Below are 14,707 nucleotides of genomic sequence, written 5' to 3'. Positions count from 1 at the left end.
AATGAAGCATAAACTGTTGATTACCAAAGACGAGGAAAGAATTCTTTCTAGTTTATATGATGAAAAAGAGATGATTCAGGTTAATGCCTTTAGCATAAAGGAAGATAATATTCTCGGGAACATCTATATTGGTAAGGTGAAGAACATTGTTGCGAATATCGCAGCTGCTTTTGTAGAGTACGAAAAGGGTAAAATGTGTTATCTTTCATTGGCGGAGCTTAAAAATCCTGTTTTTATCAATCCTAAGAAAAACAATAAGCTGGTGGTTGATGATGAAGTTCTGGTTCAAATATCCAAGGCAGATGTGAAAACAAAAGCACCGGTGGCAATAACAAACCTGAACTTTTCTGGAAAATATCTGGTACTGACCCACGGCAACAATCTTATTGGAATTTCCGGTAAGATTGTTGATGAAAATGAAAGAAAACGCCTAAAGGCTCTTATGGAAGAGTTCAGGCACGAGGATTACGGCTTTATTATAAGAACAAATGCCGTAAACATTGACGATGAAGTCTTAAGACTGGAAGCTCAGACACTTATAAAGCTATATGCCGGGACCTTAGAACATGCCAGGTACAAAACACCTCTTACCCTGATCCATAAGACCTTACCAGGTTATCTTTGTGATATACGGGACGGATTATCGGAAACGCTGACAGAGATTATTACCGATGACAAGTATCTATATGAAGAGATCTCCGGTTATTTGCAGCATTATCAGAAAGAAGACAGCTCAAAACTTAAATTTTATGAGGATCCCTTATTATCATTAAAGAAACTATACAGTATAGATTCCGGGCTTGAAAATGCCCTCAGGAAAAAGGTATGGTTAAAATCCGGAGGTACGATTATCATTGAGCCTACAGAAGCTTTAACTGTCATAGATGTGAATACAGGGAAAGCGATTTATGGTAAAAGGCAAGTACAGGATACCTTTTTGAAATTAAACCTGGAAGCAGCGGAGGAAATTGCAAAACAAATCAGACTTCGTAATCTTTCAGGAATTATCATTGTGGACTTTATTGATATGGAGGATAAAAGTGCTAAAAGTAATTTAATGCATACTTTTGCTGAATATCTGAAGAAAGATCCGGTAAAGACTGTGTTAGTGGATATGACAGCGCTTAATCTGGTGGAAGTGACAAGAAAGAAGGTGCGCAAACCTCTTTATGAACAAATCAGGGAAGAATAAAACAAATGCAGTAAGATTGTTAGAACAAGCGGGTATTCCATATGAGACCTATGAATATGAACCTGATGAAAATAATCTATCCGGTGAACATGTTGCTGCGCAGCTGGGTGTTCCTCCGGAGCAGGTCTTTAAGACTCTGGTGGCAAAAGGAAAAGCAGAGGTATATGTGTTCTGCATCCCGGTAAAAGAGGAACTAAATTTGAAAAAAGCTGCTCTTGTAACAGGGGAGAAGAAGATAGAGCTGGTACCTCAAAAGGATCTTCTGGGATTGACCGGTTATATAAGAGGCGGTTGTTCACCAGTTGGAATGAAGAAGAAATACCCGACCTTTATGGATGAAACCGCACAGTTATTCGATGCTGTAATTGTCAGTGCGGGAGTAAGAGGATGCCAGATGGTTGTAGAACCCTTTGTCTTAATGGAGTTTATACAGGGGATTTTTGCAGATCTGACAGACTAATGCCAATAGGAACCGTTATCTGGAGAATCAGATATCATTTTATTTTAACTTATGCTAAATGTTATAATCGCTAAGATAAATTTATTTTTCTCTTTTTTACAGGTGTAATAATGCTTCTATAAGTGAGTGCATTTTTACGCCTGTAAATGGTTAAGAACCTAAATTAATTTATTTGTTTATCAGGAAAGGTGCATATGAAGTATCCAGGTATAATAATAATATATATAGCTTTTACTTTAGTGATTCTTTGCATTATTTATATGATATTCCGTTTACGTTATTTCTATCGTCATGAACACTTTAAATGTCCGGTTTGCTATCATGAATTCAAGCCATCTTTATCGAAAATGCTTTTGTCGCAGAATGCCGTAAATGGTAAGATCATAAAATGTCCCAATTGCAAAAAGGTTAAATATATGGAGCCTCAAAAAGACTTTAAGGGTAAAATATTCTAATTACCAGTGGCTCCATTTCATAATAAATATATCAAAGGAGCAAGTAATATGTCTTTTCATCCGAAGAAACTGCTGCTGTCATCATTCCTACTAGTATTTATAGTATTATCTCTTATGGGTACTGCCTGTAGCAGTAACAGGCCAGACCCAATCGTATCAGGTACAGAGCTTTCTATGTTTATAACAACTGATATTCATTACATAGCCGATTCGGTACATGATAACGGCAGTGCCTTTCAGAAATACTGGAAGACTGGAGATGGAAGACAATTAAATTACATAGACGAAATAGTAAGTGCCTTTGGAAGTAAGGTAGAAAAAGAAAAACCAGATATACTTATCGTAAGCGGGGATTTGACTACCAACGGTGAGAAGGAAAGCCATTTGGCACTAGCAAAGAAATTTAAGGAAATAGAAGAAGCTTCCGGTACAAGTATCTACGTTATACCTGGAAACCATGATATCTCAAACCCCTGGGCCAGAGGTTTTAAAGAGGATAAGAAATTCAAGGTACCTTCTGTGGATTCCTCGGAGTTCAAAGACATCTACAAAGATTTCGGTTTTAGTGAGGCAATTTCAAGAGATAATTATTCCCTTAGTTATCTCGCCGCCCCTTCGGAAGATGTATGGCTGCTGATGCTGGATACCTGTGAGTATTATCTCAATGATAAAACCAACACTCCCGTTACCAACGGTGAGCTGGGTGAAAATACCTTAAAGTGGATAGAAAAGTGCAGCAAACTGGCAAAAGAGAAGAATGCTCGTATTGTTACGGTGATGCATCATAATCTATATAATCATAGCTCCAGAATTCACTACGGGTTTACACTTGATAATCACATAAATGTTGAGAATACCTTTCGAGATAATGGACTCAATCTGGTATTCAGCGGACATTTGCATATTCAGGATATTAAATACAAAGGGGAGGAAGAGAATAGAATATATGATATTGCTTCCAGTTCTATGGTAATGTATCCTTTTCAATATGGTGTTTTAGATTATTCACCGGAAAGCGGTTTTGATTACAAAACAGACAGAGTTGATATTGAGAATTGGGCAAGGGAAAATGGAAAAACAGATGAAAATCTCCTTAATTTTGCAACCTATTCAGAAGATTTCTTTACCAATGCTTCGTTTGCGAAAGCCTATAATGTCGTAGCTGAGACTGGCTTGTATTCAGTAATTGAAGCAGGATATATGGCGGAAACTATGAAATTGTTAAATCTGAATTATTTCAGGGGAACCACCGGACTCATAAAGGAGCAGATTGAGAATTCCAGTGGTTATAAATTATGGATTGCTGCCGATCAGGTAGAAGCACTGGAAGCCATGAGAGCATATATTCTTAGTATGATTCCTCACAATGATATCGATAATAATAAACTGCAGATTAAATAGTGCTTGACCTTTCTGAGAAGCAGTGTTATGATAGGTCAATAAAAAAGCAAATACGTTGAGAAGGATTATTAACCATAGTATAATTACCAGAGACTTGTTGGTGGGTGTGAAACAAGAATTAGAGCATGGTGAACTCACCTTGGAGTAGCTGACTGAACTATTTAGTAGGTTGAGCCGGAAGCCCACCGTTAGAGGGGATAGATATAGAGCTTTATTGGTATCGATATGTAAGAGTGGTATAGCAGATAACTTCTGTCTCTTTATGAGATAGAAGTTTTTTTATTTCTTAAACCAATAAACTTGTATCAAATTGAGTGCATGCAGCTGCATGAATTAGAGTGGTACCGCGAAAGTCTCCCTTCGTCTCTGAAATGAGAAAGGGGGACTTTGTTCATTTATAGTTTTATCTATAAATGCGGATAGAAAGGAGCTAATAATGGGTATCACTTACTCAAAGAAAACAGATGCAAAATGGCAGAATAACTGGGAAAGTACGGGGTTATATAAATTTTACCCTGAATCTAAAAAGCAAAAGTTGTATTTACTGGAAATGTTCTCATATCCATCAGGAGCAAAGCTTCATCTAGGTCATTGGTGGAACTTCGGTCTTTCTGATATTTGGGGAAGAATGAAACGAATGCAGGGTTATAACGTCTTTCATCCCATGGGTTTTGATGCTTTTGGCCTGCCGGCAGAAAATTATGCCCTTCAGACGGGAGTTCACCCAAAGATTTCTACGGAAACCAACATTGTGACCATGGAAAAGCAATTAAGAACAATTGGTGCTACCTATGATTGGGATTATGAAATTAAAACCTGTGAACCAGAGTATTATAAATGGACTCAATGGATCTTTTTACAGCTTTATAAGAGAGGTCTTGCATATCGTAAAGAAGCACCGGTAAATTGGTGCCCTGACTGTAATACGGTACTGGCGAATGAACAGGTTATTAACGGCTCCTGTGAACGATGCAGCTCCAAGGTAGAGCAAAAGGAACTGACACAATGGTTCTTTAAAATAACAGATTACGCAGAGGAACTTTTAGAGGGATTGAATACTCTTAATTGGCCTGCAAAAACCAAGGCTATTCAAAGAAACTGGATTGGTAGAAGCTGCGGAACGGATGTAAAATTTTCAATTGAAGGTTTTGACACTATGATCGAGGTGTACACAACCCGTGTAGAAACATTGATGGGAGTAACCTATCTGGTGCTTGCCCCGGAACATCCCCTTGTGAATATAATAACTACCCCGCAGCAAAAAACGGCTGTAGAGGAATATCAACAAAGAACAGCATTTCTAACGGAAATAGACAGAACCTCCTTAACAAAAGAAAAAACAGGTGAATTTACCGGAGCATTTTGTATTCATCCGATTTCAGGAGAGAAACTACCGGTGTGGATCAGTGACTATGTTCTGGGGTCCTACGGAACAGGGGCTGTTATGGCTGTTCCGGCCCATGATGAAAGGGATTATGGCTTTGCCATTAAATATCAGCTGCCTGTTTTAGAAGTGATAAAGAGTATGGATGAGACTTATACTACATTGCTGCCCTTTACGGATAAAGGGGTTCTTATTAACAGTGGAGTCTATAACGGTCTGGGCTCTGAAGCAGCGAAAGCTGTAATTGCAGAGAAACTTATTGCAATAAACAAAGGAAGTAATAAGATAAATTACCGATTACGTGACTGGCTGGTATCAAGGCAACGGTACTGGGGAGCACCTATACCCATTATATACTGTGAAAAATGCGGTATAGTACCGGTTCCTGAAAATGAACTTCCCGTTGAATTGCCTTTTGATGTTGATTTTGTACCCGGCGGCAAATCCCCCCTGGCACGTCATGAAGAATTTATGCATACCACCTGTCCTTGTTGTAAGGGTCCTGGTGTCCGTGAAACCGATACACTTGACACCTTTGTTTGTTCTTCCTGGTATTACTTAAGATATATTGACCCCCATAATGTTCAGCACCCCTGGGATATGAGAAAAATGAAGCAGCTCATGTCAGTGGATAAATATATAGGTGGAATAGAACATGCAGCCATGCATTTACTGTATGCCAGATTTATATATAAGGCACTGAGAGATCTGGGCTATACACAAGGAGATGAACCTTTTCTGAACCTGGTGCATCAGGGAATCATTCTGGGCAGTGATGGTCAGAAAATGAGTAAATCAAAAGGAAATACGATATCTCCGGATGAATATATAGAACAGTACGGTGCAGATGTATTTCGCACGTATCTGGCTTTTGGATTCTCTTACCTGGAAGGCGGTCCCTGGAGTGATTCAGGAATAAAAGCAGTTAAAAGTTTCTTTGATAAAATGAATCGGATATTTGAACGTTATCTGGAAACAGCCAATTCGGACAAAGGGGAGTCTGAGCCAGCCCTTGATACAATTCGCCACAGAACAATCAAAGCTGTAACAGAGGATGTGGAGAAATTTCAATTTAACACAGCCATAGCCCGTTTAATGGAGTTTCGAAACGCCATAGCAGAATATCAAATGAAAGATGGCCGCAATACGGTCTTTGAACTTGATATACTGAGGGATTATGTAAGATTGTTAGCCCCTTTTGCACCTCATTATTCAGAGGAAATCTGGGAGATGCTTGGTAATGAAACCTCCATCTTTGATAGCAGCTGGCCAAAATATAAAGAGGATAAATTGACTAGCAATACAGTTGAAATTGTGATTCAGATTAATAGTAAGAACAGATGCAGAATACAGATTGAAACAGATGTCACAGAAGAGAAAATGAAAAATATAGCGCTAAAAAGAGAAGAGATAGTAAAGGAAATCTACAATAAGACTATCCTTAAGACAATCTATATCAAAGGAAAATTAATCAACTTTGTTGTGAGATAATGGATAACTGGTGATGACAAACATTTATGAGAGACAGAACGGAAAGCAAAAAAAGAATAGCGTAATGTAAGGATGCGCTATTCTTTTTACAATTACAGAAATCTAGATTTTCTTCCTCTACATAAAAACTCCACATAGGATTATTATACTATTCCCAAAAGAATAAATGAAAACAGGAGTATTTACTATGGGAATAATAAAAAATAAGAGCCATGAAAAGAATTATGAGGGGAAGTCTGCACATCACTCACCGGGTAAACACATGCTTCATATGGTATTGTGCTGTGGGTTACCCATACTCATCCTTTCAATGTTACCTTATATCGCCAGAATCAGTCCTGCTGCCTCACGAATATTAGGATATGTAGCTCCCTTTATTTGTCCGGTAATGATGGGATTAATGATATTTATGATGTTTCGAGGTAACAAACACAGTTGCTGTGAGGAATCAAATGATTCAAATAAGGAAGCGTCTGGTCAAATAAGCGGTAAAGAACACGTAGCAGACTAGCCGCACGATAAAAGAAAAAGAATTAACCAATAAGGGATTCAGACAGTTTTCTATGTTCTGAGTCCTTTTTTATTTGAACAGAAATATTTCTGTAAATATAGCATCGTCAGATTTATACAAGGAGCCTTCTCTCCAGGTTACATCATTTTCTGTACATAAAATAAGAGCTGTCTAAGACCAAAAATCCAATCATAAGAGTAAGCTGAGTAATTAACTGACTTATATCAAAAACACTGTCATAAGATTATATATAATAATGATAGGTGTGTTGATATGAAAAAGAAATTCATCACCATTTTAGCAATATGTTTATCCTTAGTGATATTAACCCTTTTCTATAATAATGGAGTTTACCTGGTTCAAAGATTATTGGATAAATCAGAAACAGTAACGATTGTGCTTGATCCTGGACATGGTGGTTTTGACCCTGGAAAAGTTGGTGTTAATAAGGCCTTAGAGAAGGATATAAACTTAAGTATCTCATTAAAGCTCAAATCGCTTTTAGAGGCTAAAGGAATAAAGGTTATAATGACCAGAGAAGAGGACAAGGGGCTTTACAACAAAAATGATTCGGATAAAAAACGGTCCGATATGAGAAAACGTGTGAACATAATAAATTCTAACAATGCTCTTCTGGCTGTCAGTATCCATCAAAACAGTTTCTCGCAGGAGGCAATAAAAGGTTTGCAGGTATTTTATTACCAGGGTTCCCAAAAGGGGCAGCTGCTGGCAGAAACAATTCAGGATTATGCTAAGAACACCTTAAAAGACGGCAATCACAGAGTTGCCAAAGCAAACAGTTCCTATTACATGCTTAGAAATACAAAATGTCCTTTGGTCATAGTAGAATGTGGTTTTCTCTCTAACCGAAAAGAAGCAGCTTTATTGCTGGAGGAGGACTATCAGGAAAAGGTTGCTTATGGAATCCTGTTAGGACTGCTTGCTTATATTCAGCAGAATACCAGTGATGATAAAGTGGCTGGAGACTAACAAACAACAACTGCAAGAAATGGCATAATAAAATTAAATTTTCAGGTATTCTGCTTTTGAGAAGATTGTGTACTGGTTATGCTCTATTATGTACTTTGGTTTATAGGTGATACATAATAATAAAATAATTCCTCTAGAGATATGTAAGTACTTTCAGTTTTATTTGTCACTTTCATAAACAGGCAAATATGGCTTACTACCAGAGAATAAATAAATAGTTTTCACTCTGTATTCAAAAACAGGGCTTTTGGTATTACCCCCCTATGTATTTCACAAGTATTTCTAATATTTTATCATCCTCAAATAATGTAAGCAAACACTGGTTAACAGTAATGTGTTATTGGTAATCTCACATGAATTTGGTAAAAAAAACGAAAACAGATGAAAAAGCATTGACTAATTTGTTGATAATTAGTAAGATAATAATGTAAGTATTTACATATATATTACAACTTTTATTTATTTGTGATAAAATTCTAGACAAACATCTATCTGTGAGGGGGGATTACAATGGATGAACAAAGAGGGAATTCACGTAAGCGTATATTTAAAGAGAAGTATAATGACCGTTTTCTGCTTCGTCTGGTCTGTTCTTATAGCTTTCTTCTTGTCATTATCCTGATACTGGGTCTAATTATGTACTATTATAGTATTAACAACGTTAAGAAGGATTTACTGAAGGAAAATCAGGTGAACCTTGAGAAGGCTGTTAACGATGTGGACAACAGCTTTAAGATCATGTCTTCCATCAATTCTCAAATATCCAATAATGTAGAAATCGTCAAATTAATGCACAACAATACAACAGACCACAATTATTATCTTCAAGCCTGGGATGCAAAAAAAAGCCTGCAAAATCTATTATCCATACAGAATATGACTTTCTTTGAGGATGTTTTTCTTTATTTCTATGAGACAGATTATGTATTATCCGCCAATGAATTCGAAAAAAGTATCCTGTACTATCAATATAATAAAAGATATAAGAAGGAGTTTTATCAGGAATACCTGGCCGTGCTGACAGATATGTCAGCTTATGGAAAGCCGCAGAGTCTAAAGCGATATACGGATGTAAGAGATGACTTTCTGTTATATACGTACCCTATGTCCATTTATAGGAATTATACAAAGGCGCCGGTTACCATATGTTACCGTATCAATAAAAATTACTTTAAAGATCTATTTGCAGGAATTAATACATATGATACTGGTTTCTTAAGTATTACCGATAGCAGTGGCAGTGAGATATTCCGCTTAGCAACCTCAGCTTCCGCTGAAACGGCTATTCTTGAAACCTCCAAGCTATTAAAAGAAAATAAAAATACCGGCTATGTTACATTAAACCATGAAAAAATGCTCATAACCAGAGTTTCATCCAATAACAATCTGTGGAGCTATTATCTTGTGCAGCCCTCTACCATGGTTTTCCACAACCTGGCTTTTATTCAGCGGATCTACTGGGTTGCAATTATTTTGGTGCTTGTAATCGGTTTAATTCTGTTAGTACTCTTAAGTTGGAAGAATCTTAAGCCAATAAAGCAGTTAGAGTCAAGACTTATGAATTCTTTCTCAGGTGAAGAAGGCACAGTGAAGGTAAAAGAAAGGGATGTTATCTATTCCATTGATCATTATGTTAATTTGCTGATTGATAAAAAGATTACTTTGCAGGAGACCCTGGAACATCAAAGACCTATTATATTCTCGGCATATCTTTCGAGATTAATGAAAGGTCTTTCCGATACGCCTATAGAAACGGAGCAGATTGCCAAGGTATTAAATCTCAATAATGAAAACAGTAATTATCTGGTGTTATATCTGGGGGTTTATCTGAATGAACTGGAATTCTATATTGATGATTTTACGCAAAACAAAAACAGCTTCCAGGAGCTTATAAAAGAGGTACTGGAGAGGAACTTTGAGGACAGGGTATTGTTATATGAAGCTGATTTTCAGTCCTATGCGGTACTTATCCAGATGAATTCCGAGGCAGAGGGAGCAGGAAATAAATGTGCTGACACAGCTTTTTATGACAGGGCAAGGCTACAATTTCACAAAGCGTATCGTGAACTTAAAGATGCCTTTTCTCTTGTAATATATGGCGGTATCAGTGAGACTTTTACCAATCTCTATCAGACCTGGCAGGCATCACAACATGCCATGGAGGCATTAAGATACGCCGGTCCAGAGCATATTCTGCAGTTATATCATGAAATCAATAAGGATATGGATCAATACAGTTATACCATTGAAATGGAAAGTCAGCTTCTGCAATTTATTACAAACGGTAAAGAAAATCAGATGCTTAGCCTGCTTAAAAATATTTATCTGGAGAATTTTGTGGAACGTTCTTTATCCATTACCATGAGCAAATGGCTGCTTTCAGATATTAGAAATACATTGCTTAAGATACGTTTTATGCTGCCCAACAAGTTTGAATTGGAAAAGCTAAGTGCACTGGATGAAAAATTCAATCAGAAGAAAAGCTTTGAACTCATCGAGGATATTGCCAGGGAATTATGCCAAATCTTCGTACTGAGGCAAAGGCAGCAGGGACTCATTGAAAAGATACAGGATTATATACAGGAGAACTATAGTGACAGCACCTTATCTTTAAGTAAGATCTCTCAGGAATTCAATATCTCAGAAAGTTATTTTTCCTTGCAGTTTAAGAAAGTTACGAACCAGAACTTCTCAGAATATCTGGAGAATATCCGTATACAGCAAGCTGTTAAGCTGCTTCAGGGAACGGATATGAATGTAAATGACATAGCTGAAAAGACAGGGTATACCAATTGTGTATCCTTTAGGAGGGCATTTAAAAGAGTTATCGGAACGAATCCGGCAGCACTTAGAACCCAGCCAGACTTTACAGAGATTCCCTTCGGGTTTGAGCCATTTGAACAGCCGCAAAGCCTGGTATAGAAACTGTAAAACTAATATGAAAATAAAAGTATATAAGTTTTTAAAACTATTTATTATGGCAGAAATGAGGATATTTCTATGAAAATCGTAGTCTCAAAAGATGGGAAAGGTGATTTTACTACTATTGGTGAAGCCCTGGAAGCTGTTGGCAGAAGAACGGATACAGCAACAGTATCAATTTTTGTTCAGGAAGGCACATATAGAGAAAAGTTAGTGGTTACAACTCCATTACTTACCCTTGAAGGAACTTCACCGGAGAAGACAATTATCTGCTACGATGATTATGCAAAGAAGCAGGACAGCACAGGAGAACCTCTTGGTACCTTTGGTACGTCTGTCTTAATGGTAGATGCAGATAATGTCATTATAAAAAATCTTACAATTCAGAATACCGCCGGAGCCGGAGGACTTGTGGGTCAGGCAATTGCTTTGTATTTGGAGGGAGATGGAATAGAAGTAAATAATTGCCGTATCCTGGCTTCCCAGGATACGGTTTTTACCGGTCCGCTGCCACCATTTCCACTGCAGCCAGGCGGATTTAAGGGACCCAAAGAGACAAGTCCCCGAATCCATGGAAGACATTATTTTAAGAATTGTTATATTGAAGGAGATGTTGATTTTATTTTTGGCAGCTCTACTGCTTATTTTGAACGCTGTGAGCTCTTTTCAAGAAATAACAGAGACAGAGAAATAACAGAAAATATGGTATATGGATATGTCACTGCTCCATCTACTACTAGGGAAAGTCTGTATGGTTATGTATTTTACTGTTGTCGGTTTACAGGAGATTGCCCGCCTGAATCCGTTTATCTTGGCAGACCCTGGAGAAATTTCGGGCGGGTCGTATTGATTGACTGCGATTTAGGTGCGCATATCAAAACAGAAGGCTGGTCGGATTGGGGAAAAGTTGATGCACGGAATACTGTTTATTTTGCCGAATATGGTTCCAGGGGAAAAGGTGCAGGCGGATTTATCAGAGGTGAAAGAGCCTCCTGGTCTAACATACTATTAAAAGAGGAATTGGATTTATATACAAAAGATCAGGTTTTATGCGGCTTCTACAAGCAAAAATGACGATACATAAATAATGTATCCCCCAAAATAAATATTGTTCCTTGTTAAAAGTATATAAAAAAGGCTATGATAAAACCAGTTTAAGACAAAAAACATATAATTCTTAAACGGCAATATCAATGAGCTTACTATTTTGATGTTGCAAAAAATCAAGGAGGGTATTTGTTATATGAGAAGGAGTTTAGCAAAAAAAATACTGACAACAGGTTTAATTCTTTTGACAGTATTATTTCCGGTTGCATTAGCCGGATGCGGAAAGGGCGGAAACAATACGAATTCCGTTTCCACCTCAGACAATAGTAATGCCGGTAAGACAGAAAACAATACTGACAGTGGGAATAAGGAGGCAGGAGCTACAGAAGCTGCCAGTACAGAGGAAGTAACAAAACCAGACAAAATTACGATCATGGTAGATGGAACACTGCTTGATAAAGCCTCCGGCCAGGATGCTTTTGTCGCAAGATTCAAAGAAATAACAGGTGTAGAGCTGGTTATCATCCAGCCTGATCATAACACCTACAGCGATCAGGTCGCACTTGCTTTTACCAGTGATTCTGTTCCCGATGCATTAATTTTAAGTAATCAGTTATACACAGCTTATGCCACCCAAGGAGCGCTTTGGGATATGTCTGAAGCTTGGAACAATTCAGCTGCCAAAGCTTCCGGTCAGATGAAAGAAGCTAATATTGAAGCTCTTAAAATTGACGGTTCACTGTATGGCTTCGCACCTGCCAGCGGTAATGGCTGTATTACTTATGTAAGACAGGACTGGCTGGATAATTTAGGTCTTTCTGTTCCTACCACATACGATCAATACATAGAAATGCTTCGTGCATTTACAGAAGATGATCCCGATGGCAACGGTAAAAAAGATACTTATGGTGTTACTGCAGCAGGTATCATAGGTCCTGAAATCCCTTATACCAATTATTTACCAGAGTTCTGGCAGAGTGCCTATCCTGATTTCTATCAGAAGGCCGACGGCACCTGGGTAGATGGATTCAGAGAAACTGCAAATACTGATGCACTTGGCAGATTAAAAGATGCATACAGCAAAGGCTATATCGATATGGAAGTTGCAACAAACACCACTTCAGCCTGCCGTGATAAGTTTTATGCAGGGAATACAGGTGTATTCACCTACTGGGCTGGTAAATGGAATATGACACTGGAACAGAATGTTCAGTCAACCTATCCCGATGCAAAACTTACTGCACTTCCTCCTATTGCTGAGTTAGGCAATTATATTGAAAGACAACCGCCAGTATGGGCTATTACCAGTGCCAGCAAAAATCCTGAAGGCGTATTTAAATATCTTATTGAATCAATGGTTGACGGCGGAGACGGACAAATGTTATGGACTTATGGTGTAGAAGGCGTACATTATGAAAAAGACGCTAGCGGAACCTATAAACAGCTTCCTGATCCGGAAGTACCGGATAATACCTTCCTGTCAGCTCATATTGATCCTGTATTAACTACAAGACAGTGGGAAGATCCTTTATATTCTATAAGGGATGAGCGTGTTAAGACTTCTGCTGAGTTATTCCAGGCTAACAGTAAGATTGCTCCGCTGATTGTCCCCACAGAAACCATGTCCGCTTATATGGCAACTCTCTTAGATGCCAGAAGTATCATTGTGTCTAAGGTGGTAACCGGTGATATGTCTGTTGAAGATGGAATTGCCCAATACGAGAAAGAGCAGGGGGCGTTATCTGATTCTATCGTAGCAGAGTTAAACAGTAAATAACAGATTGCAGACTTTTCAGGGACTGTTGAATAAGAATACTGACCAGTGTTTATTCTCAGTCCCTGTTACTTTAAAGGCGGAAGGATATCTATGAAATTAACAACGAAACAGCTAAAAGGAAACAGCCGGTTTAAAAAAATATGGAAATACCGTTGGTTTTATGTCATGATTATTCCCGTAATCATATTGTCACTAATGTTTTTTTACTATCCCATGCTGGGGATACGGTTCGCTTTTTTTGAATATACACCCTTTAAAGGACCGAATTTCAAAGGCTTCGCTAATTTTGAAGAACTCTTCTCCAATCACCAGTTTTGGATAGCTTTTAAAAACACTATTATCATCAGTACTACGAAATTGGTTTTAACCACCTTCGTATCTGTAGTCGTTTCCCTTTTATTAAATGAAGTAGCGAATCTGGCAGCAAAGAAATTCTTTCAGACACTTATATATCTGCCCCATTTCCTCTCCTGGGTGGTAGTTGCATCAATCTTTTCTATTATACTTTCACCCCAGCATGGTTTTATGAATGAAGTATTGATTCAAATTGGAATCATTGATAAACCTATCTATTTTATGGCTGAAAGCGGCTGGTGGCGTAAGGTTTATTATGTAGTGAATATCTGGAAAGAAACGGGATGGGGGACGATCATATTCCTTGCTACCTTAACAGGAATAGATCCTCAGCTTTATGAGGCAGCAGCCATTGACGGAGCAAACAGGTGGGCTAAAATGCGTTTTATTACTCTACCCAGCCTATCCCAGACCATCATTATCGTATTAATTCTTAATCTGGCTAAGATTATGAATCTCTTTGAATCGGTATTCGTATTATATAGTCCGAAGGTTTATGATGTGGCAGATGTTCTCCAGACTTATATCTACCGGCAGACTCTGACAACACCGCTTCCCAATTTCGGTTATACTACAGCAGTTGGTCTCTTTTCATCGGTAATAGGATGTTTCATGGTATTACTGTGTAACCATACCAGCAAGAGAGTACGCGGAAGAGGAATTTTATAAGGTCAGGCTGTCTATTGCTTTCAGCTTATACAGCTACCTGGAGACTTAATGCCG

The 14,707-nt window shown here is 38.0% G+C and carries 10 protein-coding genes and 1 other annotated feature; all 10 genes read left to right on the top strand.

What is annotated here, in order from left to right; all coding sequences use genetic code 11:
- The first annotated feature begins 1 nt into the window (after position 1).
- The 10 genes from R2R35_RS01120 to R2R35_RS01075 all read left to right on the top strand — a co-directional run bounded on the left by R2R35_RS01120 (position 2) and on the right by R2R35_RS01075 (position 14,653).
- Entirely contained in the window at positions 2-1,192 is a 1,191-nt protein-coding gene (locus R2R35_RS01120; protein WP_317732662.1) for a ribonuclease E/G, read from the top strand.
- A complete protein-coding gene (gene ybaK / locus R2R35_RS01115) occupies positions 1,170-1,652 on the top strand; it encodes a Cys-tRNA(Pro) deacylase (protein ID WP_317732661.1) in 483 nt (160 codons plus the stop codon). Before R2R35_RS01120 ends, ybaK begins: the two co-directional genes overlap by 23 nt.
- 503 nt (positions 1,653-2,155) lie before the next feature.
- Positions 2,156-3,508, top strand: a complete 1,353-nt coding sequence (locus tag R2R35_RS01110) for a metallophosphoesterase (RefSeq protein ID WP_317732660.1) — start codon at positions 2,156-2,158, stop codon at positions 3,506-3,508.
- 46 nt (positions 3,509-3,554) lie between these two features.
- Positions 3,555-3,879, top strand: a binding site (T-box leader).
- A gap of 65 nt (positions 3,880-3,944) precedes the next feature.
- Entirely contained in the window at positions 3,945-6,383 is a 2,439-nt protein-coding gene (gene leuS, locus R2R35_RS01105) for a leucine--tRNA ligase (RefSeq protein WP_317732659.1), read from the top strand.
- A 187-nt stretch (positions 6,384-6,570) separates the two neighbouring features.
- Complete coding sequence (locus tag R2R35_RS01100; protein ID WP_317732658.1) at positions 6,571-6,894, top strand: hypothetical protein; 324 nt, start codon at positions 6,571-6,573, stop codon at positions 6,892-6,894.
- Positions 6,895-7,167: 273 nt separating this feature from the next.
- On the top strand, positions 7,168-7,884 hold the full coding sequence (locus tag R2R35_RS01095) for an N-acetylmuramoyl-L-alanine amidase (protein ID WP_317732657.1): 717 nt from the start codon (positions 7,168-7,170) through the stop codon (positions 7,882-7,884).
- 510 nt (positions 7,885-8,394) lie between these two features.
- Complete coding sequence (locus tag R2R35_RS01090; protein WP_317732656.1) at positions 8,395-10,806, top strand: AraC family transcriptional regulator; 2,412 nt, start codon at positions 8,395-8,397, stop codon at positions 10,804-10,806.
- Positions 10,807-10,884: 78 nt separating this feature from the next.
- Positions 10,885-11,880: a pectinesterase family protein gene (locus R2R35_RS01085; protein WP_317732655.1), complete on the top strand. Its 996-nt coding sequence runs from the start codon at positions 10,885-10,887 to the stop codon at positions 11,878-11,880.
- A gap of 169 nt (positions 11,881-12,049) precedes the next feature.
- Entirely contained in the window at positions 12,050-13,630 is a 1,581-nt protein-coding gene (locus tag R2R35_RS01080) for an extracellular solute-binding protein (protein ID WP_317732654.1), read from the top strand.
- A gap of 90 nt (positions 13,631-13,720) precedes the next feature.
- Positions 13,721-14,653, top strand: coding sequence for an ABC transporter permease (locus R2R35_RS01075; RefSeq protein WP_317732653.1), 933 nt, complete (start codon positions 13,721-13,723; stop codon positions 14,651-14,653).
- Positions 14,654-14,707: the final 54 nt, after the last annotated feature.

The organism is Anaerocolumna sp. AGMB13020, from assembly GCF_033100115.1.
Lineage (GTDB): Bacteria > Bacillota > Clostridia > Lachnospirales > Lachnospiraceae > Anaerocolumna.
This window is presented reverse-complemented; position numbering and strand designations above follow the sequence as displayed.